Here is a 26,948-nt window from a genome sequence, read left to right on the forward strand (position 1 = left end):
TTTGAATTTAAAAAAAGTTTTAAAAATAATATTACCTCTCATTTTGGGAGGTTTTTTAGTTTGGTATTCACTCTCAAAAGTATCATTTGAAACCCTATTACATTATTTTAAGAACGCTAATTACGAGTGGATTGCACTTGGGTTGTTTTTTGGAATTTTGAGCCACCTCTCGAGAGCTTATAGATGGAAATATCTTTTAGAACCTATGGGCTATAAGCCAGATTTTGGTAACAGTACTATGGCTGTATTAATAGCTTACTTAGTAAATTATGCGGTTCCAAGAGCAGGTGAAGTGTCAAGGGCAGCCGTAATGGCAAATTATGAAGATATTCCTTTTGAAAAGGGCTTTGGAACTATTGTAGCAGAGCGTATTGCTGATTTGTTGATGATGCTTGGAATTATTGTAATTACTTTATTTGTTCAATTTGACTTTATTTATCAGCTATTAACTAAGAATTTTGACCCTATTAAAATAGGAATTCTTCTAGTAGGTTTAGTGGTGGCTTTTATAGTTTTTACACGTTACGTAAAAAAAGCACAATCCGGATTAGGATCAAAAATAAAAAACTTCATAGTTGGATTGATAGAAGGGGCTACCAGTATTTTTAAAATGAAAAATAAATGGGCTTTTATTTTCCATACCGTTTTTATTTGGCTTATGTATGTTGCCATGTTTTGGGCAACAATTCCGGCAATAAATAACTTACATGTGCCTTTTGGCGCTGTTTTAATTGGTTTTATAGCCGGCGGATTTAGTATTGCTGCTACTAATGGAGGTATTGGTTTATATCCTGTTGCCGTAGCCGGAGCCTTTGCCTTGTTTGCTATTCCTGATGAACCGGCCAATGCTTTCGGTTGGATTATGTGGACAGCACAAACATTAATGATTATTGTTTTCGGAGGCTTGGCTTTTGTACTATTGCCTGTTTACAATAAAAATAAATAGATTTCTTTTCTTTGTAATAAATCTTTTAATTGAATGGCTAAAACCAAAACAACTTTCTTTTGTCAGAATTGCGGAACGCAACATGCACAATGGGTAGGGCAATGTAATAACTGCAAGCAGTGGAATACTGTTGTAGAGGAAGTTATTCAAAAAGAAGAAAAAAGAAGTTGGAAAACACCAACTAATAAAGAAAGAAGAGTATCTAAGCCACTACGTGTTGAAGAGATTCAATTAAATCCTGAAGAGCGAATTTTTACTAAAAATAAAGAGTTAGATACTGTTTTAGGGGGCGGTTTGGTAAAAGGTGCCGTGGTGTTATTAGGGGGTGAGCCGGGAATAGGGAAATCTACCTTACTATTACAAATTGCCTTGCAAATTCCTCAAAAAGTATTGTATGTTTCCGGAGAAGAAAGCCAGTCTCAAATCAAAATGAGAGCAGAACGATTGGATGCAGGAACTTCTAATTGTTTAATACTGACAGAAACCAATACCCAGCAAATTTTTAAACATATTGAAGAAATACAACCGGATGTATTGGTGATTGATTCTATTCAAACCTTACATACAGATGTTATTGAAGCTTCACCTGGGAGTATTTCGCAAATACGAGAAACTTCTGCCGAGCTTATTAAGTTTGCAAAAGAAACAGCTACACCTGTACTGTTAATCGGACATATTAATAAAGAAGGCCATATTGCAGGGCCTAAGATTTTAGAACATATGGTAGATGTAGTGTTGCAGTTTGAAGGTGATAGAAATCATACTTATAGAATACTTCGCTCTCAAAAAAACCGATTCGGTTCAACGGCTGAACTAGGAATTTATGAAATGTTATCTGATGGATTAAGAGAGGTTTCTAATCCTTCAGAAATTTTAATTTCTAAAAAAGATGCTGATTTAAGTGGAACGGCTATTGCTTCAACGTTAGAAGGAATCCGTCCGTTAATGATAGAAATTCAGGCATTGGTTAGTACTGCTGTATACGGAACGCCTCAAAGAACTACTACAGGATATAATTTGAAACGATTACACATGATTTTAGCGGTTCTTGAAAAACGAGCAGGATTTAAGTTAGGGGCTAAAGATGTGTTTTTAAATGTTACCGGAGGAATTCAGGTAGATGATCCGGCGATAGATTTGGCTGTGGTTGCGGCTATTTTATCGTCTAATCAAGATTTAGCTATTAATCCTGATGTATGTTTTGCTGCTGAGGTTGGTTTGGCCGGAGAAATACGCCCGGTATCAAAAATTGATCAACGAATTACGGAAGCAGAAAAACTAGGATACAAGACATTTGTAACATCAAAATATAATAAGATAACCTTAAAAAAGAGTGCTATAAAAATTATTTTAGTGAGTAAAATTGAAGAGGCTTTTGCTACTTTATTTGCTTAAGCTATATGTTTTGAATACTGTTTATATTTAATTAAACCGTAATCTCAATAAGCTTAGTTCGGTAAGCTGAAAGTAACTTAGATTTAGAAATAAAACCTACATATCTTTTGTTTTTGATAACAGGTAAATTCCATGCCCCGCTTTCTTTAAATTTTTGCATTACAATTTCTGTAGAATCGTCATGAAAGATAATATCAGGGGCACTTTTCATAAGTTCATCAACGGTTACTTTATCATACATTTCCTGTTCAAACATTAATGGGCGTATGTCATCTAATAATACAATTCCTAAAAAACGGTGTTCCTCATCAAGAACAGGAAATATATTACGAGATGATTTGGCTACTGCTTTTTTAAGCATTTCGCCCAAAGTCATGTCAGGATGAATAATTTTAAAGTTTTTTTCTATGAGTTTATCTATACGCATCATCATCATTACATTTTTATCTTTGTTATGCGTAATTAATTCTCCTTTTCTTGCTAGTTCAACTGTGTAAATAGAGTTAGAAATAAAATATTTAGTAATAGCATAAGAAGTGGCCACTACAAGCATTAGAGGAACAAATAAGTCGTACCCTCCGGTAATTTCAGCAATTAAGAAAACAGCTGTTAGCGGTGCATGTAATACACCGGCCATTAACCCACTCATTCCTACCAAAGTAAAATTACTTTCAGATACATGGCCTCCTAATTCATTAATAATTTTTGCAGAAACATTTCCTAAAGCACTCCCCATTACTAAAGTTGGAATAAAAATTCCTCCAACTCCTCCGGCAGCAAAGGTGGTTGTCATGGCAATAGCTTTAAATACAGTTACTATTAGTAGAAAAACAATAACCATCCATACGTTGTTAAAATCGGAAATGTAATGAATGTCTTCCAAAGCTGCTTTGGCATTTCCTTCTAACAAATTATTAATAATTCCATAGCCTTCACCGTAAAGAGGAGGTATTAGGTAGAGCATAATTCCGATAGCGATTCCTCCTAATATTAACCGATGAAATGAGTTTTTAAACAGATTAAAAAACTTATTAATTCTAAAGTATATTTTTGAAAAGTAAACAGAAGCTATTCCAGTGCCAACTCCTAATAAAATATAGAAAGGAATATCTTTAATAAGAAAGCCATCTTGTAATTTAAAACCTAATAAAACATCTTTTCCTAAGAAAAAATAGGAAGTAATTACAGCTACAACTGAAGCTAATAGTAAAGGAACTAAAGAAGCAAAAGCTAAGTCTAAACTAAAAATTTCAATGGCAAAAATAATGGCAGCTACGGGAGCTTTAAACATGGATGATACAGCTCCTGCTGACGCACAACCAATTAAAAGCATACGATTTTTGGTATTCATATGAAATAATTGAGCAACTCCAGAACCCAAAGCAGCTCCGGTAGTAGCAGCCGGACCTTCTAATCCAACAGATCCTCCAAAGCCTACAGTAACAGGTGCTGTAAGTAAGTAGGAATAAATTCTATATTGCTCAATAATTCCGTCTTTTTTAGAAATAGCATGCAGTGTACTGGGAATACCATGACCTATATCTTTTTTTATAACTTTTTTCTTTATATAGTATACCAACACTAAACCAATGATAGGGAAAATGAAGTATAATGAATGATGAAAATCTCTAATAAGCTTTCCTTCTAGTAAATCGTGAAAAAAAAATGTTAAGTTTTTTAGGATTAAGGTACCGATTCCTGATAAAAAACCGACTAAAATACTTAGGATGTATATGAACTGACGTTCAGATATATGTTTATATCTCCAAATAAGAATTTTTTTTAAAATATGTTTACTTTCAGGCATATACGGAATCTAAAGCTGTTTTGAAAAGCAAACATAAAAGTAACAAATTATTATACAGGAAAGGAAGATAAAAAAATAACTTTTAAACAAGTATTGTTATATGTTGTAAAATAAGAAAATTTAGATGTACAAGAAGGATAATTCTTAGATGTTGTTTTAAGGAAAAATGAAAATCTCTAACTAAATATGAAAAACATATTTGTTAGAGATTTTAATCATGTTACTAGATAGCTGATTTATTATATACTTAACAACACCCTCCACCATCATAATGAAAGGTAGATTCACTAATGAAGATGTCGTTTCTTCTTAAATCGGTTAATGCTTTGGCAGTTTTATCGCAAATGGCGATGGGTTGGTTTTTTAATAAAGTATGCCCTTTTTTATCATCAAAATAATCCTCTTCACCAAAATAAATAGCCGCTTTTCCTGTAAATACACATGGTCCATCTTCTGGCATTGGATCTTTAATGGCAGCTACTTCAATAGATTCAATATAAATCAATTCATCAGTAGAATAATTTTTGGGGTCTAATATTCTATACGGTTTTCTTGCTCTAATTTCAATAGTTCCAAAACCGGCATCAGTCAACATTTTAACATATTCAGCAATAGGTAAACTACCACTTAAGCACAGGGCACGTAAACGCTCATCATTTCTTAGGGTTTCGTTCATTGGTTGCTCACAAGTAGGATCACTCATAACTAAACGACCATGAGGTTTTAATACACGATACATTTCAGCAATGGCTTTTTTTAGTTCTTCTGCTTTAAAAATATTAAACAAACAATTTTGAGCAGCTACATCAATCGAGTTGTCTTCAACAGGAAGGTTTAAAGCATCTCCTTTACGTAAATTTACAAACTCACTTTTAAACCAAGTATTTTGTTGCTCGGCTTCTACAAAGTTCTTTTTAGAAGCCTCTAGCATTTCATCAACTACATCAACACCGATAACTCCGCTTTTTTGACGTGAGAAATAGGAGAATTGCAGTAATTCCATACCGCCGCCAACACCAACATATAAAATTTTAGGATTGTTGGTTAAATCACGAGCATGAACTGTTGAGCCACAACCGTAATTCATTTCCTGCATAATTTTCGGGATTTTTAAACCCGGTAGCTCCCAAATAGGGTTTGTTGTACAACATAACCCTACATCAGGGGTTAAAGCCGCTTCTTTATATACATTTTTAGTAGTTTCTAAATAACTCATACGTTGTCTTTTTTTATAAAAAAATCAATAGAAAATTTATCAAGTTCTTTTGGCAGTAATAGTAAAGAAATTAAAAGAATACCTCGAAACATTACATGAGATAAATCCCAAATAGGAGTTTTTAATCCATGCCCAAAAGTAACAATAACCAAAACAGAAGCTAAAGCGTATAAAGCGAGGTCTCTTTTAAAACCTATGATTAATAAGAAACCGTCAATCAGTTCTACTATTGATGTATAATACGCTGTGGCATATAATAAAAACTCGGGAAGTAGATCTGAAAAATCTTTTAAGAAAAAGTTTTTATAAACAGCGTCTAATCCAAACGTAACTACTTTTCCAAATCCCTGAAAAAAGAAAATGAGTCCTAGTAATAATCGAATGGTTAGTACAGCAATGTATTGGTTTAACATGATAGTTCTTGTATTAAATTTTTAAATAGTGTAATCATTTTAGGTTCTGCTTTACCGGCAACTTCAATTATTTCTTGAATATTAACCGGTTGCAAGTTTTTAGGGTCACACTCATCTGTTAACACAGAAACCGCAGCACAAGGTAGTTGTAAATGCTTGGCAACAATAACCTCAGGTACTGTACTCATTCCTACGGCATCTACTTCTAAAATTTGTAGCATTCTATATTCTGCTCTGGTTTCTAACTGCGGTCCTACTACACTTGCATATACACCTACTTTCAAATCTATGTCGTTAGTTTTGGCAATAGCTTTCATTTGTGTATTTAATTTGTTTGAGTAGGGTTCTAGCATATCTGCAAATAAATCACCAAATTCATTGGCTCCTTTAAAAGCTAATGGAGAATTTCCTTGTAGGTTTAAATGGTCTTCTATCAGCATAATATCTCCTTTCTTGAAATTCAAGTTGATTGCTCCGGCTGCATTAGAAATTAATAATGTTTTAATACCTAATTGATGCATGGTTCGAATACCATAGGTAACTTCCCATAGATTATAACCTTCATATAAGTGGAACCGACCGGACATTACAATTACTTTTTTTCCGGATAAAGTTCCGTAGATAAGCTTTCCGGAATGAAACTCAACAGTAGCTTGTGGAAAGTGAGGAATTTCTGCATATGGAATTTCCTTTTCAATTTGAATTTCATTTACTAATTTACCTAAGCCCGTTCCGAGTACAATGCCTATTTCCGGTTGTGTAATTCCTTTATTTTGAAGAAAAGTTTTGGTTTCTTGTAGTTGTTGCTTTTTCACGAGTAATGAATGTTTTTATTTATAAAATTGGTCAAATATTTCAATGTTTTTAATGTCTTCAAAAACATCGATATCATTAAGTGTTTCCAACAAATGTAGGGAAACGTTTTGTAAATCATGTAATGTGTCTTGTCTTACGGTTGAAGTTCCCCAAGCTTTATTTTTAAAAATTTCCGGGTGTACTTTTTTTAAGCCCAACAAATAGTATCCGCCATCTTCAGCCGGTCCTATTACTACCTCATTTTTTGCTAATTGATCAAAAGCTTCATAGATATGAGATGTTTGCAAATCAAATAAATCACTTCCTATAATAACTACTTTTTCATATCCGTTATCAAATGCTTGTTGAAAAGCATGTTGCATCCGTTCTCCTAAATTGTCTCCTTGTTGAAGAAATTTTTGGTAAGTATTTTTATCCCAAATATCATTTTCATGAACTTTTACAGAGTAATAAACTGCTTTGTCAAAGGTTCCGTTTTGGGTAACTTGTTTGGTGTGATTTAATAAAAAAGTATAGACTGCCAAAGCAGCTTCATTACCAATAGTTTTGGCTAAACGCGTTTTTACTTTGCCAAGTTCCGGATTGCGAGTAAATATGAGTACTAGATTTTTAGACATTAAATTAATTGTATTCAAAAATGTTAGAGAGTAGAAGTGTATTTATTTTTTTAACGGATATAGTTCTTGATGAATAAAATCGTCAGGAAACTTTTCATCACCATCAAAGCCTAGTTCAATATCACGGCCGTTATACGGAATGTAGTTCGTTTTAAAAAGATAATCCCAAAGGCTTAAGGTGATTCCGTAATTAACTCCGTTTTTTCTTTCAGGAGGAAGCTCTTTTGCATGGTGCCAAATATGCATTCGAGGATTGTTTAGTAAATACTTAAACCAACCATAATCTAAATTGATATTAGCATGATTTAAGTGTCCAATAGTAATGTTGAAAAAGTGAACAATAGCTACATCTTGAGCTGTAAATCCCCCCATGATAGCCAACGGAATGTATTTCATTGAATTGTATATTACAGGTTCCATCCAATGGTAACGTAAATGAGCAGCAAACCCCATTTGTTTTACAGAATGGTGTACTTTGTGAAAGTTCCATAAAAACTCATATCTGTGTAATAATGTATGTGTAAACCATTGTACAAAATCAATAACAATAAAAAAGACCAGAAGTCTTGCCCAATACGAGAATATATTAATATCGAAAAGGCGGAAATGATAAACGGATAAACCCATTATGCTCAAAAGGTCATTTAATAGTTGTTCTGCAGTATTGGAAAGAGCAATTAACACAATTAGGTTGAGTAAAAAGAAATTGAAAAACATGTAAAAAGTATCCAACCAAAAGTCTTTTCTTATAACGGGTTGATTTTTACGCCAAGGAAAAACAATTTCCAATGCCCAAACAATCAATGAAATTATAATAAGTCCGTAAAAATAATTCTCCCATTGAATTTCAAACAATACAGATTCTTTTAAATAATTCCAGTATCCTGTATAAGAGTTTTTAATAAGTTCTATGTATTTATTCATATCTTAAATATAAAGGTGCCAGCAATAAAAATAACAAATTAATGATTTATCAGTTCCGCTAAATTTTTACCTTTCCATAGTTGTTCTTCTTGGGGTAAAATTTCCATATTATCCCAAAATCCTGTAAGCAAAGTTGTTGCATAAGCTGTTGGAAGTTTTTTTTCAATCATTAATTCACTTGCTTTTTTATAATTATATGATAAGTTTTTAAACGAATATGAAAACTCATTAACATCATCTAGAATAACATACCAAACATGAGGTTGTCCATCATTGGCAGGCATTCCAATTACTCCCGGATTTAACCATAAAAGCTCATTTTTTTTATGATAAAAAGGAATTCCGCAATGTCCCGCTACAATAATATCGCTTTCAGTTTCTTGAAACGAAGATGCTTTACTATTCCATGGGGTAGATTTGAATATAAACTCAGAGATGTATTGATGTGTACCATGTACCAACGTTACTTTTTTATGAGCATAGGTAAAAGAAATATGATCAGGTAGCGTTAGCATCCATTTTATAGCGTCTTCTGAAAGTTCTTTTTGGGCAAAAGGATACCATGCTTTAGAAAAAGTGTCGCACCTTGATCCCGATGTAAAATCACAACCACAATTCATATCTCCATTTCGTAATTGTTGCTCAACATTGCCAATAATTGTACGAGCTCCCCATCGTATAAATGTTTGTATAGTTTCTTCCGGTTGGGCACAATACCCAATTAAATCACCCGTACAAAAACAATTTTCAGGAGCAATGTTTTCTTTTTTAGCAATTTTTATCAAAGCTTTTAACGCTTGAAGGTTGCTATAAACACCACCAAATAGAAGAACCTTTCCTTTAACGGTGTTTAGATGAATTGTTTTTTTATCCATAAAGGTATTATGTAAAGAGTGAAACAAGCAATACTACCCCAAATATTAACCCATAATAAATCAGCATATTTACCAGAGGTGAAAATTAAACTTTTAGGAAATGCATTAAAAACTAATAAAAAACCAACTAAAATACCACAGCCAACGGATAAATAAAAACTAATAGTTGGAGGTTTTAGTTTCCATAATATAAATATAGGTGCTAATCCTATAACCATCGTGCCACTGATAGTGGTGGCCGATAAAATAGAGGCGTCTAAAAAAACTGGAATAGTTCCTACAATGGCTATTAATACCATAATAATTCTTCCAAAAGAAACGGAAGCTTTCATATCTAAATCAATAGCAAAAAGTTTTGCTGCAGATGAAAATGTTGAGTCTAGTGTTGATGCGGCTGAGGTAATCATAATAAAATTAATAACTAACAAAATACCAATGCCTAATGTTTTACTAAAAGCAACGGCTGCCTGACCTTGTAAGCCATTAAGTCTCCCGTAAATTCCTACAAAACTAAATAAGAGAATACACAAGAAGCCAATGATAGCTGCCCCAAAAAAACTTTTCAACGTTATGTTAGGACTGCTTATAAAACCGCGGTCTGTTAGTACAGGATCATGAAAAGGGTAGCTAAATGATTGCAAGAAAGCGGCTATTACTAAATTTCCTCCTAAAGCCATCGTCCATTCTCCGGAATTAATAATCGATGTATAAGTGAAATTTCCCGAAGAAAAGATATTCCATAAAATAATTGCAAGTAAAACAGCAAAAAACAGCATTTGAATAGCATCTGTAAAAATACTACTACTTAACCCCCCTTTTAGTGCGTAAGCTAAAGTAAGCCCAGTAAATACAATGATTGAGGTGTAGTAAGGAGTGCTATCAATACTACCGAAATAAGAACCAATAATTAAGGTGTTAGACCAAACTTCATTAAATAGTCGAATAAGAATTAAAATTGAAAAAATAAGTAGTGCCGTATTGCCAAATCTGGTTTGTAAAAAATGATGAATACTTATAAAACCTCCTTGGGTACGTAATTGATAAATAATAATTCCTGCTATGGCAAAAGAAAGATAGTACATAGCGTAGGCAATACCACCTATAAGCCCAAATTCTAATCCTAAATTGGCAGCATTAGTAATACTTTTGGCAAAAATCCATGAAATGACTAAGCTACCTGTTAACAACAAGGTATTCGGTGCTTTTTTATGTTGAGTTGCTTTAAAAAAAGCGTCTTTAGTTTTGGCTAAAGGAGATAATATAAAAAACAAAATACTTGTTATAAATAGCAATCCCCATTGCCAGATATGTATTGATTCTTCCATTAGCTATACGTGTTCAGAAATACTTTTTGATTGATACTTATTCATTCCACCAAACTTTACGATTAATACTATTATTATCGGTAGCTTGAGCTGCCAATTCATAGTTAGCGGTATTTAAAGTAGCTTCTTCTGTTGGGTAGGGCATTCTTACAGGAATTAGCCCGTTATTTAAACTAGCTGAAACAGCTTTAAGTTTAGGAAAACCTGTTCGACGATATTCTATCCACCCTTCATAACCATTAATACTATTGGCAATCCATTTTTGGGTTATAATTTGTTCCATAGCTTTGGAGGTATCAAAATTAGCAGTTGTACTTAAGTAATCAAGAGGTAAAGTAGTATTCCAATAGCTGAATGCTTGTGATACAGCTAGTTCGTACAACGATTTTGCATCATAGGTAATAAAACCTTTATAAGCTGCTTCAGCTAATAAAAAATGTGTTTCCCAAGCGGTCATATAATTGGCTTTAAGATTTCCGGAATTTTCTCTGAAGATAGTTCCGGCCAAAGAATAATTGCCTAAAGAAATAGTGGTTTGAGAAGCATCAATTCCATTAATTAAGCCGTTATAATCGTTACTTGAATTTCCTAAAGGTCGGAATAACGTTTCAATTCTAGGGTCATTTAGGTTTTTTAAGACTTCTTCAATAGTTTCTGACATCACAAAATTGTTAAAATCTCCGGCTCGTAAACGAGCCATTCTGAAGTTGTTAGGTTCACTCTCAGTAAAATGAAAAACAGCATTTTGTGCTGCATTAGAAATAAATTTTCCTTGAGTTACAATTTCTTGAAGTTCTTGTGAAATATCTTGTTTTGAAGAGATACGAATTAAAGCCTTAATTCGTAATGAATTGGCAAATAATATCCAATTATTTAAATTTCCGTTATACAACACATCTCCTTCTAATGGTAAATTTCCTGAGTACTTTTCAATGGCTGCTATTCCTTTTCTCAAATTATCTAAAATACCTCCGTTACCCAAATAAATAGTTTCTTGAGTGTCATATTTTGGAGTTACGGTTTTTGTATCTCCGGCAAAGGCTTCGCTATACGGAACATCTCCAAACAAATCAGTCAAGCCCATAGTCATGTAAGCTTTAAAAATTAGAGCAGGACCTTCATAAACTTTAAAAGTAGGATTGTTTTTTGCCTTATCAAGGATGATTTCATTATCACGCAGGTTGGTATAAAAAATAGACCAAGGATTCCCTCCTAGTTGTGGCGATTTTAACGCATGCCTGTCAAATAAATTAAAATCCAAGGCAGTAAGTTGCTGGCTCAATAAGTTACCGGCAACAAACCCTTCATAAGACATTGCTTCACCGTAATTGTAAATTACTTTTCGTAACAATAAATTAGGTTGTACATCTACCGGAAAATTTGGGTTGGTATTAATTTCTTCAAAACCTTGAGTACAGCCAGATAAGAGAATGAATAGTATACTGTATAAAAAATGTTTCATCTATTTAAATTTTTTAAGAACTTATGGAACAATTGTTTAGTTGTTTTGGCGGGGATTAACCCTTGTTTGCCAAATGCCCATTATAGGTTTTCATAATTCTTTTTTAAAAGTTAATGCCTAATTTAAAACCAAAGCTTCTTGTAGTTGCATACGACATATCTTCTACTCCGCTAATAATTCCTTGCCCTTGAACGGCAAGTTGCTCAGGGTCAAAATGTGGAATTTTACTAATGGCAAATACATTTTTTCCTATAAAAGAAACTGTTATGTTTGCACCGTTTTTAACAAAGCCGAAAGTCTTATTTTGCAGAGGAAAAGTATAGCCTAAAGAAAATTGTCTGAGTTTTAAATACGAAGCATCATATACATTATTTTCTTCATGATTTCTGTCATAAAACTGTCTGTAATAACTTTCTGGAGTAACGGCTGTGGTGTTGGGTGTATAAACAGGGTTTTGTGCAGTACCGGTATTAACTACTCCTTGTGCAATAATACCGGATTCCGGTCTGTAAGCAGTTTCTTCTAACTGACCGGCAACTCCGGCCAAAGATAAAGTTCTAGATACTAGCTCTCCTCCTTGGCGCCAATCAAATAAAAAGTTTAAATTCCAGTTTTTGTAGGAAAAATCATTAGTTAAACCAACTGTAAAATCAGGATTGTAATTACCTAGTTTTTTCAGTGTAGGATCAGCAATAAAACGACCGTCAGAGGTGAGTACAAAGTCTCCGTTTTCATTTTTAAGATATCCTGTTCCGTAAAAATCACCTATGCGACCTCCTTCTTCTACCTGAAACCAAACTGTTTGATCCGGATTGTCATATACTCTTGAGTATGCTAAGGTAACTCTGTCACTATTTTGAGGAAGCGATTCTATAGTAGATATATTTTTACTGAAGTTTATAGTAGAGTTCCATTGAAAATGGTTGTTTTTAATAGGGGTAGTTTGTAAAACCACTTCAATTCCTTCTGAACGAACTTTTCCTCCGTTAATTACTTGCTGTTTGAAACCTGATGAAATTGGAATAGGAAGCGATAAAATTTGATCTTTAGTAAGTGAATTGTAATAGGTAATGTCAAAATTTAATCGATCGTTAAAAAAACGAATATCCGTTCCTATCTCAAAAGAGGTTGTTTTTTCGGGACGTAAATTAGGATTGGAAATAAAATCTTGACTTGTAAAACTTGGTTGAGCATTTACATTTGTAGTTGGGATAAATGTTCTTGAAGTTTGATAAGGATTTGTGTCATTTCCAACCTGAGCAATACTTGCTCGTAATTTTGCAAATGAAATAGTTTTAGGTAGGTTTATGAGGTTGCTTAGAACTAAACTGGTAGAAACCGATGGATAAAAAAATGAGGTGTTTGCCGAAGTAAAAGGTGTTGCTAAAGCACTTGACCAGTCGTTTCTTCCGGTAATATCTGCAAACAAGAAGTTCTTATAACCTATTTTAAGTAAGCCGTACAAACTGTTAATTCTTTTTTCTGAAGAAAAACCAAAAGTTTCAATAGGTGAGGCAGCATTGTTAAAACTAAAAATTCCGGGTTGTGCCAATTGTGTGGTTTGTGTTTGTTGTGTACTTGCTTTTTGATCTAACCTATTTCCTCCTAAGGAAATGTCAAGACTTATATTTTTTATTTTAGGAGTGTAGTTGATTAAAAAATCTGTGTTGATTTCACGGTAGGTAACAGTATGTTCAGCATAGGCACCATTTTTAAAACGGTTAGAGCTGAAGTTTCTTAAAAACCGTCTGTTTTCATTAGAATAATCCATTCCTGTTCTCAATAGAACGCTTAAGTTGTCGGTAATTTGCTGTTTAACAGAAATATTTCCAAAAAGACGATCACGATTAAAGCTGTTTCTGTTTTCATATAAAATAAAATACGGGTTATCAAAAAAAGTATAATTGAAAGAAAATTGTTGTCTTCCTTCCAATCCAGGTTGCCAGTATTTTTTTAAACTATCTATGTTTAATGATCTGGGCCCCCAAGCAACTAAAGAGTAGTTAACATTTTCAGAACCATACCCGTTAGAAGGCCTGTTATCACTATTACTATTTACATAATTAATATGTGAAGTAATTGTAGTTTTTGAAGTAGGCGTAAATTGCAGATTGGTTGCTATTGTTTTACGTTTTAAATTTACTCCGGGAATAATAGATTCACTATTGACATCTGTAAACGATAAACGATAATTTCCTTTGTTAAAACCGGAAGCAACAGAAAGGTTATTTATAGTGGTAACTCCGATTTGATAGAAGTTTTTTAAGTTATTTGGTTGCGAAACAAAAGGAGTAGGTGTAATAGAAACTCCACTATATAGAGCTGTGTCACCACCTCTAACAATGGTGCCATCAGGCAATGTTACAGGGCTGTCAAATTGTGGAATTAAAAGGCCTTGGTCTAATTTTGATCCCCAACTATAGGTAATATTATCATTAACTCCAGCTCCTAATCCATCAACAAATTCAAAATTTCCTGAATTCCCTTGTCCGTATAGGTTTTGAAATTGAGGTAACTGAAAAGCAGTATCAACGAATAAAGAAGAATTAAAACTCATCGTAAAGTCTTTCTTCCCTTTTTTAGTGTTCATAATAATAACACCGTTTGAAGCTCGGGTACCATACAAAGCTGCTGCACTGGCTCCTTTTAAAACAGTTACAGATTCAATATCATCCGGATTTACTTCCATAGCACCATTACCAAAATCAACTTCTTGAAATCCGGCAGCAGCTTCATTAGTACTATTAAAAACAGTGTTGTTGTTAATAGGAGTTCCATCAACAATAAAAAGAGGATTATTGTTAGTGAACGATTGTTCTCCCCGAATTACAATTTTAGAAGACGAACCTACTCCGGTGGCACCTCCGGTTGTTATGGTTACACCGGCCAATTTTCCTGATAAATTATCTAAAAAATTAACGGCCTTTACTTCTGAAATTTCTTTTTGCTTAATATTTTGAACAGCATAACCCAACTCTTTTGTTTCTCTTTTTCTGTTTAAAGCAGTGACTACAATTTCATCTAAACCAGTTGTTTCTTCTTCTAAAGAAATAGCTATGTAATTTTTATTAGTAACCTTAATTTCTTTTGTTTTATAACCTATTGAAGAAAAAACAAGCCAATCGTGTATGGTGTCAATTGCTATAGAGTATTTACCATTGCTATCGGTAACAGTTCCTTTAGTTGTATTCTTTATAGTTACGTTAACATATGGAAGTGGAATTCCGTCATTTTTAGAGGTTACTATACCTGTAACCTTATGTTGAGCATTAGCAAGGCCAGTAAAGCACAATACTAATCCTAATAAGATTTGTTTCATGTGTTTTTATACGTTTTGGTTGTTATCAATCACCATCAAAAATGAAAGTAAGATTGAGTTGTTTACCTAAAAGATGTTTCTGATGTTGTAAAACTTAAAAATGTTTACTTACTCTGGAAGTCTATAAAGGAGATCCTTTATTGTATAAGAATGAGGTGTGTTGGAATAAATATACAGAAGTTATTTTATTATAAGATATATTGAATAATGCTACAATTTCAATAATTAATTTTTTTAAAAAAGCAGTAGTCTTAAAACGGTTTAAAAAATAAGTAAGATCTTTTTCAGAATCGATATCTTTTAAATACGTAAGTTGGCAAACAGGATGATTTTCTTTTTCTAGTGTTTCTTTAAGGCAAGAAAACAAATTAGTAGTTTGCCAAGGTAAATGTAGGAAGGTATCCTTGTTAAACTGCTTTTTACTTAAGGCTATTAGATAAACACCACCATCTACTGAAGGACCTAAAACACATTGGTTATTTTGTACAGAGGTTATGGCTTTTTGTATGTGTGAAGTACGTAAGTTAGGACTGTCATTACCAATAGCGATTACATATTGAAAACCTTTTGAAAATGTATGCTCTAGTGCATTGGTAAAACGTTCGTTAAAGTTAGTACCTCTTTGGTGTTTTTCATTATGAATAATTACTTGCGCCTTTGTTTTTGTAGCTTCAAGTACAGTTTTTTTGTTTAAATACGTAAACAGCCGTTCACCTTTACCTAAAAACTTTTGCTCTGCCTCTTTTTTAGAGGAATTGGCAAAAATCAGAATAGCTACATTAGACTGCTGGTTAAACATTTATGCTGTTTTCATTTGAATTATGTTTAGTGAAGTCGAAACAAATTACCTATCATTACAAAAAAACCGCTAAGTTTTCTTAGCGGTTTTGTGAATTTCTTTCAAGTAAGGTCTTTTAACTACTTTTTCCCATTAACTTCCTTTATATATTTTTCTAAAGCCATTGTCATAGATGGGGTTTCTGGTGTTGGAGCAGCAATATCTACTCGTAAACCTCTATCTTCAACAGCTTTCATGGTAGAGTTACCAAATACAGCTATTCTAGTATTGTTTTGCTTGAAATTAGGAAAGTTTTTAAATAAACTATCAATTCCGGAAGGACTAAAGAATACTAAAATATCATAAAATACATTTTCTAAATCAGATAAATCACTCATTACGGTTCTGTACAAATCGGCACGTTTCCATTCAATGCCCAATTTATTTAGTTCCTCAGGAATTAAATCTTTCAATTTGTCAGAAGAAGGCAATAAGAATTTTTCATCTTTATGCTTCTTAATTAGTTTAGCTAACTCAGGAAATGTTCTGCTACCCACATAAATTTTACGTTTTCTATAAACAACATATTTTTGTAAGTAGTATGCTACAGCCTCAGATTGACAAAAATATTTCATATCATCAGGAACTGTATAACGCATTTCTTCAGCAATTCTGAAAAAATGATCAACAGCATTTCTGCTGGTTAAGATAATAGCTGTGTAGTTGTTTAAATCTACTTTCTGAGCTCTTACCTCTTTTACAGGAATTCCTTCAACATGTATAAATGAACGGAAGTCTACTTTTACTTTTAGTTTTTCCGCCAAGTCAAAATAAGGAGAAGTTTCAGTTTTCGGGGCTGGTTGAGACACTAAAATAGTTTTCACTTTCATAAAATTTCTCTTTACGTAGTTGTTGTTTTATAAAGAATTAATAGCGGTGCTATTTCAAGTGTGCAAAAGTACAAAATAAAATAAAACAACTTACTTATAACGATTCTTTTATTATTAAACAAAATAAAAAAGGCTCTGATAATTAGTAAAAGAATAAAAATACTTAGTATAAAAAACTTACTACGAATGGTATATTTGTTAAGTATAATAAAGGGCAGCATTAGTAAACAGATGGTAAACAAATAACCATATTTAACATGTAAAAAATAGTTTACGTTTTCTTTAATGGCCAAAACATTTGCCAGAAATAAATCTAAAAAATACCTAACAAAAAAGTAGCAAAAAATAAACGCTAGTATTTTTAAAAACGTATTAAAATTATCAGCATTAAATATTGAAACAGCTAAAGTAAATTGAAATATTAAAGCAAGAATAACAATGCTGAATAAAGCTAAAACAAATGTAAAAGGTTTAAAAATAGTTATGTATTCTTCTGCTTTTTTTTGAAAAAAACCGGGAGTAAAAAAAGCAATCGTATAGCCAAGTAATTGATTTGGCTTGATTAATTTTAGCACAGCAATTAAAACAATAGTAAAAAGTATTACTAAAGTAAACCAACTATCGTAATTGTTACTGAGTTCAATTGCTTGCAAAAGATGTTATTTTTTTAGTCCCTCTAATTAACACAAAATTAGTAATAAATTAGTGTATCTTTGCCTTTATTTACATGAAAAATATGATGTCAGACACCGTAGTTATTATTCCTACTTACAATGAAAAAGAAAATATTGAAGCTATTGTAAGGGCTACGTTTAATCAGCAAAAAGAGTTTGATGTTTTGGTGGTTGATGACAACTCACCGGATGGTACTGCCGATATTGTAAAAAAATTACAAGAAGAATTTAAGGACAGACTTCATATAGAAGAAAGACAAGGGAAAAACGGATTGGGCACAGCCTATATTCATGGTTTTAAGTGGGCTTTGGCAAAAGGATATGAATATATCATTGAAATGGATGCCGATTTTTCTCATAATCCAAACGATTTAATACGGTTATACAATGCCTGTACTGTTGACGGAGCAGAGGTTGCTGTTGGTTCGCGCTATTCTGTTGGAGTTAATGTAGTAAACTGGCCAATGAGCAGAGTATTACTTTCTTATTTTGCTTCTAAATACGTGCGTTTTATAACAGGAATTCCTGTACATGATACAACGGCCGGATTTGTATGTTGGAATAGAAAAGTGTTGGAAACCATAAAGCTAGATAAAGTTAAATTTGTAGGCTACGCATTTCAGATAGAAATGAAATACAAAGCTTGGAAGCATAAATTTACAATCAAAGAAGTGTCGGTAATATTTACAGACAGAACCAAAGGAGAATCTAAAATGAGTGGCGGTATAGTATACGAAGCTCTTTTTGGAGTTATAAAAATGAGAATAAACGGATTACCAAGATAAAATGCAATCATATTTAATAAAAAACGGAAGAATAGTTAACGAGAATAAAGTTTTTAACGGCGATGTTTTAATTGAAGGTGCTTATATAAAGCAAATAGCTAAAACTATTGAAGTAAATAATGCTACGGTAATTAATGCTGAAGGAAAATATTTAATTCCGGGTATGATTGATGACCAAGTACATTTCAGAGAACCCGGTTTAACACATAAAGCCAACATAGCAACAGAAAGTAAAGCAGCGGTTGCTGGAGGGATTACTTCGTTTATAGAAATGCCTAACACTGTACCGCAAGCAACAACGCAAGAATTGTTAGAAGATAAATTTCAAATAGCTAGTAAAACATCTTATGCTAACTATTCATTTATGTTTGGGGGTACTAATGATAATTTAGAAGAGTTGCTAAAAACAGACCCTAAAAGAGTTGCCGGAATAAAATTGTTTTTAGGTTCATCTACCGGAAATATGTTGGTTGATAATGAAGAAGTTTTAGAAAAAATATTTTCATCAACTAAGTTGTTAATATCAGTACACTGTGAAGATGAAAATACCATTCGAAAAAACACAGAAGAATACATAGCTAAATACGGAGAAGATATTCCGGTAAAATACCATCCATTAATAAGAAGTGAAGAAGCCTGCTATTTATCTTCTTCAAAAGCAATTGAATTAGCTAAAAAAACCGGAGCACGTTTGCATATTTTCCATTTATCAACAGAAAAAGAAACACATTTATTCAGAAATGATATTCCGTTAGAAGAAAAGCAAATTACAGCTGAGGTTTGTGTACATCATTTATGGTTTACAGATGTGGATTATGAAAAAAAGGGGACACATATTAAATGGAATCCGGCTGTAAAAACTCAAAAAGATAAAGACGGATTATGGAAAGCGTTGCTAGATGATAGAATTGATATTATTGCAACAGATCATGCACCTCACACATTAGAAGAAAAAGATGCTATTTATACCAAAGCACCAAGTGGAGGTCCTTTAGTACAACATGCTGTGGTAGCTGTTTTAGAAAAAGTAAAAGAAGGAGTTTTACCTATAGAAAAAGCGGTTGAAAAAATGTGCCATAACCCGGCAAAAATATTTAAGATAGATAGAAGAGGTTTTATAAAAGAAGGTTTTTATGCAGATCTTGTTTTAGTTGACCCTAACCAATCTTGGAAAGTTGAAAAAGAAAATATATTGTATAAATGTGGATGGTCTCCTTTTGAAGGACAAGAGTTTTCTAATAAAATAACGCACACTTTTGTAAACGGAAATTTATTATATAATGAAGGCACGTTTAATGAAGATATAAAAGGTGAACGTTTAGTATTTAACAGATAATGAATAAATTTTTATCCTTCATTGTATTAACTTTTTTGGTTTCTTGTACTAGTAATACAATATACAAGGAACCAAAAGATTTAATACCTAAAGATACCATGATCGCTCTGCTAACAGATATGTACTTGGCTTCTTCTGCAAAAAATATAAAAAACAAGTTTTTAAAGAAAGAATCTAACTACATGGTATTGGTATATAACAAGTATAAAATTGATACCATACGATTTGATCGTAGTAATAAATATTATACTTCAAAAGCGGATGACTATTCAGACATGCTTAAAAAAGTAAAGAAGAATATTGATAGTCTGGATAAAAAATACAGAGAGCTACAACGTGTTAAAGACTCTATAGATAAACCAAACTCTAAATTAATGCTTGACGAAGACGGAAAGACTTTTGATAGTAGTTTAGTTAAAGGTTTAGGAGAAGAAAAACTACAACATTTAAGACGATAAATTATACTTGTTAAGTAATGTAGATTTTAATTTATCTCAGAAAGATAATCGTTACATACGTCTTTAATTACACGTTCAGTAGGAGTAAACTGAAAATCGATAGCTTGTGTTATTTTTTCCGAAGAATAATACGAGGTATTATGAGATGATTTGGCAGAATTTTTAGTTAATAACGGGACTTTTCCGGTAATTTTTGTTAAGAACCAGTCAATTCTCCAAAAAATACCAGTAGCTACTTTACCAATTTTAATTGACGGAGCTTTTTTACCAAAACCATTAGCTATTTGACTAAAAATAGTTTTAAATGATTTGTTTTCGGCAACTAAAATAAAACGTTCATTTTTAATAGAAGAGTCCACAAGTTCAATCATGGCTTTAACCACATCTTTTACCCCTACAAAACCTGTTATTCCTTCAGTATAAAATTTGAAATTATTATAAATTTGAGAAAACAGTTTTCTGGAACCTTCTTTCCAAAAACCACTACCCAAAATAACACCTGGGTTAACTACAATTACATGAATGCCTTCTTGACTGGCGCGCCATATTTCCATTTCAGCACCATACTTGGTAATTGCATATCCGTGATTATCACCTGTATCAATCCACTCATTTTCTTCGGTAATTATATTTCCGTTTACAGCATCACCTACAGCAGCAATAGAGCTTACAAAGCATAATTTTTCAATAGTATGTTCAATACAAAAATTAACTATATTGGCCGTTCCTTCTATATTTACCCTTCTCATTTTCTTGTAATCTTTAGGGTCAAAAGAAACCAAGGCCGCACAATGAAATACGTTAGTAATCGGATATTGAAAAACATGGGTAAGTGAAGGAACCTCAGTAATATCAGCCTGAACCCATTTAATTTTATTGAATAAAGGTGCTGTATTTTTAGTGTAGTAGGTAAAAACTTTCTCGGTAGCTTTTATTTTTTCTTTGTCTCTATAAATAGCTAAAACAGTATCATTTGTTAGTGTTAAATGATACAACAAATGAGATCCTACTAAACCTGTACCTCCGGTGACTAAAATCATATAGCGAAAATAGAATTTTTTATCTTATAAATGTATCTTTGCTTCTTTAAAAACACAAAGATATGACCAAGAATTTAGTTGAAGAACTACGTTGGCGTGGAATGATTCACGATATAATGCCTGGAACAGAAGAGCAATTGCAAAAGGAAATGACAACAGCTTATATTGGTTTTGATCCAACGTCAGATTCATTACATATTGGTAGCTTGGTACCAATTATTTTATTGGTGCATATAGAAAAAGCAGGACACAGACCTATTGCTTTAGTAGGTGGAGCTACAGGAATGATTGGTGACCCTTCAGGAAAATCAGATGAACGTAATTTGTTAACTGAAGAAATATTAGCTAAAAATGTAGCCGGAATTAAAAATACATTAGCTCGCTTTTTGAATTTTGATAACGGAAAAGAAAACTCGCCAATTTTAGTGAATAACTACGATTGGATGAAAAACTTTTCATTTATCGATTTTGCACGTGATGTAGGAAAACGAATTACCGTAAACTATATGATGGCTAAAGATTCGGTAAAAAAACGTATTTCAGGAGAAACAGGAGCCGGAATGAGTTTTACAGAATTTACATATCAATTAATACAAGGATACGATTTTTACCATTTACACACTGCTTATGGTTGTAAACTTCAAATGGGCGGGTCAGACCAATGGGGTAATATAACCACTGGGACTGAATTGGTAAGAAGAATGAATGTAGGAAAAGAAGTAGAAGCATTTGCAGCTACCTGTCCTTTAATTACAAAAGCTGACGGTTCTAAATTTGGAAAATCTGAAGGAGGTAATGTGTGGTTAGATGCTGATAAAACATCAGTATATAAATTCTATCAATTTTGGTTAAATACAACCGATGAAGATGCTGAAAAATACATTAAAATCTTTACGTTCCTTGATAAAGAAACGATAGAGGCATTAATTGAAGAGCATAAACAAGCCCCTCACTTAAGAGTATTACAAAAAAGGTTAGCTGAAGAGGTAACTGTTTTTGTGCATTCAAAAGAAGAATTAGAAAAGGCAATTGCTGCTTCTGATATCTTATTTGGTAAATCAACTGCTGATGATTTAAAAAGCTTAGATGAACAAACATTTTTAGATGTGTTTGACGGAGTTCCGCAAGCTTCTGTTTCAACAGAAGATATTAAGGAAGGATTAAGTATGATTGATGCTTTAGCTGCTAAAACCAACTTTTTAAGCTCTAACGGTGACGCTAGAAGGGCATTAAAAGAAAGCTCAATAGCAGTAAATAAAGAAAAAGTAAAAGAAGAATATACAATTACTGCCAATGATTTAATTGCAGATAAGTATGTTTTGTTACAAAGAGGTAAAAAGAATTATTTCTTACTAAAGGTAGAATAATATATAGTAGCTTAAGAAACCGCTTTTAAATTATAAGTTAAAGGGCATCGCTTACAGTTGATGCCTTTTTTTTGGTATTTATTGCAGCATTTACTCTTTGGTTTTGCACAGTTAGCTGTACATATAGTATCACAAATAGTTGCCTTTTGTAAGGTTTCCATTGGAACAATCGGAGTAACTTTCTTAGTTTCAGTATAAAAAACAATCATGCTTTATCTGTAAAATCCGTGCAAATATAAGTTTTTTATTTAGAATAAATTAAAATAAAATTTAAAAACTTTTAGTATTGTTTCTAAAAAAGGATAGCGGTATCTTTGCAGAAGCTAAAAAAACACCTACTTTGTTTAAAACAGCCACTATCTATTTTTTTGTATTTCTATACTTGGTAGCCATGCTTAGGCCTATAGCTCCTTTTGTAGAATATGCAATTAATTATGATTACATTTCTAAAGTGCTGTGTATAAATAAAGATAAGCCGGAAATGAACTGTAACGGTAAATGTCAGCTGATGAAAGAGCTTGAAAAACAGCAAGAAGATGACTATAAATCGTTACGAATTTCAATGGATGAATATCCTATAGGCTTTGTGAATATCTTACAAATTCAAACTCAAAAACCTTTTTCTTTAGTATTTAAAAGAAATTTCAGTTATAATAGAGATTACTTTTATTTATTAGATGAAAAGGTATTTCACCCTCCTATAGCTTAATTTTTTACATATCGTTTTTATTACCGGGTTACTAAAAGTAATCTAAGGTAATTCATGCAAAATTTAAAAATTTATTAAAAAAATAAATATGGCTTACTTGTATAAAACAATAGGTGAGGTAGGCTGTATTTGACAACAAAACGAATTAAAATGAAAAAAATAATAGCGTTCATAGCTTTAGCTATGATATATACTTCTTGTAGTGATAATGAATTGAAAAATGATGACTTAGAAGGAAAAAATGAAGTAGTAATTGAGTTTGATAACGGGTTTAATAATGATAAGTTATTACTGGGCACATCTACCTATACCAACGGAAACGGAGAACTGTTAACCATCAATTCTTTTGATTATATAGTAAGTAATTTTGTGTTAATTACAGAAGAAGGAAAAGAGTTTACCTACCCAAAAGAAAAAGGGTATTTTATTATAAGTGAAGGAGGAGGAACAAAAACAAAAAAAGTTCAAATTTCACTTAAAGATGTACCGGCCGGAAAGTATACCAAAATTAAATTCGGAATAGGAGTAGATCAGGAAAGATTTAAGCAAGGGCAAGCTGTTCAGCAAGATTTTTGGACCTTAGCAGAAAGTTATAATTTAACATGGAGTTGGCAAGCAGGATATAAATTTGTGGTTTTAGAAGGTACTTACAAAGAGAATGCTCAAACTACAGAAGCTCCTTTTATGTTACATATTGCCAGTAGAGGAACTACCGTTGATTTATACAAAGAAGTAACGTTACCTATGGATATTGCTATAGTAAGCAATAACCAGTCACCACAACTACATATTGTAGCAGATGCTAATAAAATGCTGGACGGAAAAGCTAAAATCAAACTTTCTGAAGGAGCAACAATTATGGGAGGTGATAAAGCTACCACTATAGCAGAAAATTACGCAGATATGTTTGTGGTGCATCACGTTCATAATGCAAATCACCATTAATATAAGAAACCTCTAAAGAGTATTTCTGCTCTTTAGAGGTTTAGTTGATTTTATAATACCGTATAAAATAAGTGTATCATGAAAAAAATAGTGATTGCATTCATAGGAGTATGTACTTTTTTAAGCTGTAAAAAAGAAGAAGTATATACTAATGTAGCATTGGTTTTTGAAAAACCGGCTAATTTTCCGGAACCTGATTATGATTTAAACTCCAATCCGATTACCGAAAAAGGATTTGAGTTAGGAAAAAAACTTTTTTATGATGGAAAATTATCGTCAGACGGAGTTGTTTCTTGTGCCTTTTGTCATCAACAAAAATTTGCATTTACGCATCACGGACATCAGTTTAGTCATGGAGTTGAAGATAGAGTAGGAAAAAGAAATACGCCTCCAATTCAAAATATGGCTTTTCAAAACCAATTTTCATGGGATGGAGCTGCTTTTCATCTGGATCTTTTTCCAATTATTCCTATTACCAATCCGGTTGAAATGGATGAAACAGTAACCAATGTTCTTAAAAAATTGCAAGAAGATGCAGCCTATACCCGGTTGTTTAGTCAGGCATTTGAAGATGGAAAAATAAATGCGGATAATACGTTTAAAGCCATGTCTCAATTTATGTTAATGATGGTGTCTGCTAACTCTAAATATGATAAATACATTAGAGGAGAAAAAGGAGGTGATTTTTCTGTAGAAGAAAAAAACGGATTACAGCTTTTTAAAAATAAATGCGCTTCATGTCATACTTCAGATGTGTTTACAGATAATTCATTTAGAAATAATGGTTTACCAATTAATCCGGAAATAAACGATTTAGGGAGAATGACGGTGACGTTAGTGGAAGAAGATAAATATAAATTTAAGGTTCCGAGCCTTAGAAATATAGAACTTACAGCACCTTATATGCATGATGGTAGGTTTGGATCGTTAAACTCAGTGCTTAATTTTTATATCAATGGGGTACAGGAAACACCTAATCTAGATCCTATTCTTAAAAATACTAACGGCACATTAGGTATCCAATTAACAGAAGAAGAAAAGGAAAACATAATAGCTTTTTTAAAAACATTAACAGATGAACAGTTTATTACAGATAAAAGATTTGCTGAATAAAACAGGGCTTATATTTTTAGGTGTTTTTTATTCAATATCAATACAGGCAGCAACTCCGTTTCCGGAATATTACGCTTGGTTTTTAGATGATTGTGATGCTTGTGGTTGTAGTAATAATGGCGGTAGTTTAGGAATGGGCGGTGTTATTGATACTAATTTTATAGGAGTACGATATCTGCATCAAAAATACCAATCAAAAGAGGGTGTTTTTAATAATTCCCCCATTATAAATGAGTATTTTAATACCATTCAAGTATGGTCAAGAATTCCGGTGATTAAAGGCTATTTAGAAGCACAAGTTTTTATACCGTTTCATTTTCATTCTAGAGAATACACCAATAAAACAACTACTATTAGCGGATTAGGAGATGTGTCTTTCTTAGTTAATTATACAGTTTTAAATAAAAAAACAGGAGGTTATAATGAAGAGAAAGATAAAATAACTTCTTCTAATCACATGTTAAAACTAGGAGCTGGCTTAAAATTGCCTACAGGTACTTATGATGCGGCCATTAATAATGCTATTAATCCTAGTTTTCAATTAGGAACGGGTAGTGTTGATGTAATTACGAATGTACAATATGTGTATAAGCATAATAATTTTGGAGTAACTAATTACCTTAACTATTATATAAAAACAGCCAATAAAGAAGAGTACCGGTTTGGAAATCAGTTTAATTTTAATAGCACCTTTTTTTATGTATTTAAAGATGCTCAAAACAACAACTTTGTGCCTTCATTAGGGGTTTCAGGAGAGTTTTATAATCATAATGAAGTATTTGGCCTTCCGATTAAAAATACAGAAGGGCACGCATTATTTTCAAGTATTGGAATAGAGTACAACACTTCAAAAATAACGGCCGGAATTATAGCAATGTACCCTATTCAGCAAAAATTAGCACAAGGAACTATTGATGTTAAATATAGGTCAGGAGTGTATTTGAATTATAATTTTTAACTAAAGGTTATTTATATAAAGTTTAGTTAAAAAAATAAGCACTATCGTAAGGATTCTTAAATTTGATGACCAATCACCTAATTATTAATACAAAGATATAATCATGAAAAAATCAATTTTATCAATCATCATTTTTACTATAACCCTAGTTTTTTCAAATGAAATAGTAGCGCAAAAATTTCCGGAACTAGATAAGAGCCCTATGGATGCTGCTTCTTATCCGTCTAGTTACAGAGTTTCTGATAAAAAAGTAAAAGTAATATATAGCCGTCCGCAATTAAAAAAGAGAAGTATTGATAAGTTAGCACCGGCAGGAAAAGTATGGAGAACAGGAGCTAATGAAGCCGCTGAAATTACTTTTTATAAAGATCTTAATTTTGGAGGTAAAGAGGTAAAAGCAGGCACTTATACCTTATTTACAGTACCGGGAGAAAAAGAGTGGACTGTTATTTTAAGTACCGCTAAAAATGTATGGGGAGCTTATTTTTATAAAGATAGCGAAGATGTGGTAAGAGTATCCGGAAATGTATCAAAAAGCAATGAGCCATTAGAAGCTTTTTCAATTACATTTGAAGGTGAAGGAGATGATTTTAATATGTATTTAGGATGGGGAACTACGATAGTAACAGTACCTGTTAAAGGGTAGTATTTATAACTATAGAATATTAAAAATTAAAAAGACGCTATACAGCGTCTTTTTTGTTTATTGCTTTTCAAAAGATATTTTAGTAAGCTCACTTTTAAAATCTGAACTAGGCGTAAAAATAATTTTTAATCCTT

At 32.3% G+C, this 26,948-nt stretch carries 25 protein-coding genes; 11 read left to right on the forward strand and 14 right to left on the reverse strand.

Annotated elements, in window-relative coordinates:
* The first annotated feature begins 1 nt into the window (after nucleotide 1).
* Together ACQY1Q_RS13295 and radA are read left to right on the forward strand one after the other, a co-directional pair.
* Nucleotides 2–946 (forward strand): lysylphosphatidylglycerol synthase transmembrane domain-containing protein, encoded by a 945-nt coding sequence (locus tag ACQY1Q_RS13295; RefSeq protein ID WP_431005811.1) that lies wholly within the window; start codon nucleotides 2–4, stop codon nucleotides 944–946.
* Between the two features lie 33 nt (nucleotides 947–979).
* Entirely contained in the window at nucleotides 980–2,341 is a 1,362-nt protein-coding gene (radA, locus tag ACQY1Q_RS13300) for a DNA repair protein RadA (protein WP_431005812.1), read from the forward strand.
* 31 nt (nucleotides 2,342–2,372) lie between these two features.
* Here the strand turns inward: radA and ACQY1Q_RS13305 are convergent, their stop codons facing one another.
* The 13 genes from ACQY1Q_RS13305 to ACQY1Q_RS13365 form a co-directional block, all read right to left on the reverse strand.
* A complete protein-coding gene (locus ACQY1Q_RS13305; protein WP_431005813.1) occupies nucleotides 2,373–4,148 on the reverse strand; it encodes a chloride channel protein in 1,776 nt (591 codons plus the stop codon).
* A 247-nt stretch (nucleotides 4,149–4,395) separates the two neighbouring features.
* Nucleotides 4,396–5,364, reverse strand: a complete 969-nt coding sequence (gene arsM / locus ACQY1Q_RS13310) for an arsenosugar biosynthesis arsenite methyltransferase ArsM (RefSeq protein WP_431005814.1) — start codon at nucleotides 5,362–5,364, stop codon at nucleotides 4,396–4,398.
* Nucleotides 5,361–5,777, reverse strand: a complete 417-nt coding sequence (locus ACQY1Q_RS13315; RefSeq protein WP_431005815.1) for a DoxX family membrane protein — start codon at nucleotides 5,775–5,777, stop codon at nucleotides 5,361–5,363. The genes arsM and ACQY1Q_RS13315 overlap by 4 nt, the downstream gene beginning before the upstream one ends.
* Nucleotides 5,771–6,592 (reverse strand): purine-nucleoside phosphorylase, encoded by an 822-nt coding sequence (locus tag ACQY1Q_RS13320; protein ID WP_431005816.1) that lies wholly within the window; start codon nucleotides 6,590–6,592, stop codon nucleotides 5,771–5,773. Before ACQY1Q_RS13320 ends, ACQY1Q_RS13315 begins: the two co-directional genes overlap by 7 nt.
* Before the next feature lie 15 nt (nucleotides 6,593–6,607).
* Nucleotides 6,608–7,210: a TIGR04282 family arsenosugar biosynthesis glycosyltransferase gene (locus ACQY1Q_RS13325; protein ID WP_431005817.1), complete on the reverse strand. Its 603-nt coding sequence runs from the start codon at nucleotides 7,208–7,210 to the stop codon at nucleotides 6,608–6,610.
* A gap of 42 nt (nucleotides 7,211–7,252) precedes the next feature.
* The gene (locus tag ACQY1Q_RS13330; RefSeq protein WP_431005818.1) at nucleotides 7,253–8,134 is read right to left on the reverse strand and encodes a sterol desaturase family protein; all 882 of its coding nucleotides are present in this window, start codon (nucleotides 8,132–8,134) and stop codon (nucleotides 7,253–7,255) included.
* Nucleotides 8,135–8,172: 38 nt separating this feature from the next.
* Nucleotides 8,173–9,009, reverse strand: a complete 837-nt coding sequence (locus ACQY1Q_RS13335) for a metallophosphoesterase family protein (RefSeq protein WP_431005819.1) — start codon at nucleotides 9,007–9,009, stop codon at nucleotides 8,173–8,175.
* Nucleotides 8,985–10,334: a sodium:solute symporter family transporter gene (locus ACQY1Q_RS13340; protein ID WP_431005820.1), complete on the reverse strand. Its 1,350-nt coding sequence runs from the start codon at nucleotides 10,332–10,334 to the stop codon at nucleotides 8,985–8,987. Before ACQY1Q_RS13340 ends, ACQY1Q_RS13335 begins: the two co-directional genes overlap by 25 nt.
* Nucleotides 10,335–10,371: 37 nt before the next feature.
* Nucleotides 10,372–11,796, reverse strand: a complete 1,425-nt coding sequence (locus ACQY1Q_RS13345) for a SusD/RagB family nutrient-binding outer membrane lipoprotein (protein ID WP_431005821.1) — start codon at nucleotides 11,794–11,796, stop codon at nucleotides 10,372–10,374.
* Nucleotides 11,797–11,899: 103 nt separating this feature from the next.
* Nucleotides 11,900–15,115, reverse strand: a complete 3,216-nt coding sequence (locus ACQY1Q_RS13350) for a SusC/RagA family TonB-linked outer membrane protein (RefSeq protein ID WP_431005822.1) — start codon at nucleotides 15,113–15,115, stop codon at nucleotides 11,900–11,902.
* A 121-nt stretch (nucleotides 15,116–15,236) separates the two neighbouring features.
* Nucleotides 15,237–15,914 (reverse strand): TIGR04282 family arsenosugar biosynthesis glycosyltransferase, encoded by a 678-nt coding sequence (locus tag ACQY1Q_RS13355; RefSeq protein ID WP_431005823.1) that lies wholly within the window; start codon nucleotides 15,912–15,914, stop codon nucleotides 15,237–15,239.
* A 119-nt stretch (nucleotides 15,915–16,033) separates the two neighbouring features.
* The gene (locus ACQY1Q_RS13360) at nucleotides 16,034–16,783 is read right to left on the reverse strand and encodes a uroporphyrinogen-III synthase (protein ID WP_431005824.1); all 750 of its coding nucleotides are present in this window, start codon (nucleotides 16,781–16,783) and stop codon (nucleotides 16,034–16,036) included.
* 11 nt (nucleotides 16,784–16,794) lie between these two features.
* Nucleotides 16,795–17,436, reverse strand: a complete 642-nt coding sequence (locus ACQY1Q_RS13365) for a DUF4271 domain-containing protein (RefSeq protein WP_431005825.1) — start codon at nucleotides 17,434–17,436, stop codon at nucleotides 16,795–16,797.
* An 86-nt stretch (nucleotides 17,437–17,522) separates the two neighbouring features.
* On the opposite strand from ACQY1Q_RS13365, the gene ACQY1Q_RS13370 reads away from it, so the two are divergent.
* Genes ACQY1Q_RS13370 through ACQY1Q_RS13380 form a run of 3 tightly spaced genes read left to right on the forward strand, consistent with a single transcriptional unit; the run spans nucleotide 17,523 to nucleotide 20,036 of the window.
* Nucleotides 17,523–18,242 (forward strand): polyprenol monophosphomannose synthase, encoded by a 720-nt coding sequence (locus ACQY1Q_RS13370; RefSeq protein ID WP_431005835.1) that lies wholly within the window; start codon nucleotides 17,523–17,525, stop codon nucleotides 18,240–18,242.
* A gap of 1 nt (nucleotide 18,243) precedes the next feature.
* Complete coding sequence (locus ACQY1Q_RS13375; RefSeq protein ID WP_431005826.1) at nucleotides 18,244–19,578, forward strand: dihydroorotase; 1,335 nt, start codon at nucleotides 18,244–18,246, stop codon at nucleotides 19,576–19,578.
* Entirely contained in the window at nucleotides 19,578–20,036 is a 459-nt protein-coding gene (locus ACQY1Q_RS13380; protein WP_431005827.1) for a DUF4296 domain-containing protein, read from the forward strand. Before ACQY1Q_RS13375 ends, ACQY1Q_RS13380 begins: the two co-directional genes overlap by 1 nt.
* A gap of 26 nt (nucleotides 20,037–20,062) precedes the next feature.
* Here the strand turns inward: ACQY1Q_RS13380 and ACQY1Q_RS13385 are convergent, their stop codons facing one another.
* Nucleotides 20,063–21,076 carry an SDR family oxidoreductase gene (locus ACQY1Q_RS13385; protein WP_431005828.1) on the reverse strand — a complete coding sequence of 338 codons (1,014 nt, stop codon included), beginning with the start codon at nucleotides 21,074–21,076 and terminating at the stop codon, nucleotides 20,063–20,065.
* A 62-nt stretch (nucleotides 21,077–21,138) separates the two neighbouring features.
* Between ACQY1Q_RS13385 and tyrS the strand changes: the two genes are divergently transcribed.
* The 6 genes from tyrS (at nucleotide 21,139) to ACQY1Q_RS13415 (ending at nucleotide 26,814) form a co-directional block, all read left to right on the forward strand.
* Nucleotides 21,139–22,443, forward strand: a complete 1,305-nt coding sequence (gene tyrS / locus ACQY1Q_RS13390) for a tyrosine--tRNA ligase (protein WP_431005829.1) — start codon at nucleotides 21,139–21,141, stop codon at nucleotides 22,441–22,443.
* A 286-nt stretch (nucleotides 22,444–22,729) separates the two neighbouring features.
* Nucleotides 22,730–23,152 (forward strand): hypothetical protein, encoded by a 423-nt coding sequence (locus ACQY1Q_RS13395; protein ID WP_431005830.1) that lies wholly within the window; start codon nucleotides 22,730–22,732, stop codon nucleotides 23,150–23,152.
* Between the two features lie 150 nt (nucleotides 23,153–23,302).
* Nucleotides 23,303–24,097 carry an MbnP family protein gene (locus tag ACQY1Q_RS13400; protein WP_431005831.1) on the forward strand — a complete coding sequence of 265 codons (795 nt, stop codon included), beginning with the start codon at nucleotides 23,303–23,305 and terminating at the stop codon, nucleotides 24,095–24,097.
* 78 nt (nucleotides 24,098–24,175) lie between these two features.
* Nucleotides 24,176–25,210 carry a cytochrome-c peroxidase gene (locus tag ACQY1Q_RS13405; protein ID WP_431005832.1) on the forward strand — a complete coding sequence of 345 codons (1,035 nt, stop codon included), beginning with the start codon at nucleotides 24,176–24,178 and terminating at the stop codon, nucleotides 25,208–25,210.
* The gene (locus ACQY1Q_RS13410) at nucleotides 25,173–26,168 is read left to right on the forward strand and encodes a transporter (RefSeq protein WP_431005833.1); all 996 of its coding nucleotides are present in this window, start codon (nucleotides 25,173–25,175) and stop codon (nucleotides 26,166–26,168) included. The genes ACQY1Q_RS13405 and ACQY1Q_RS13410 overlap by 38 nt, the downstream gene beginning before the upstream one ends.
* Nucleotides 26,169–26,271: 103 nt before the next feature.
* Nucleotides 26,272–26,814, forward strand: coding sequence for a DUF2911 domain-containing protein (locus ACQY1Q_RS13415; protein WP_431005834.1), 543 nt, complete (start codon nucleotides 26,272–26,274; stop codon nucleotides 26,812–26,814).
* The last annotated feature ends 134 nt before the right edge of the window (nucleotides 26,815–26,948 follow it).

Source organism: Tenacibaculum sp. TC6 (assembly GCF_050606265.1).
Taxonomy (GTDB): Bacteria; Bacteroidota; Bacteroidia; order Flavobacteriales; family Flavobacteriaceae; genus Polaribacter.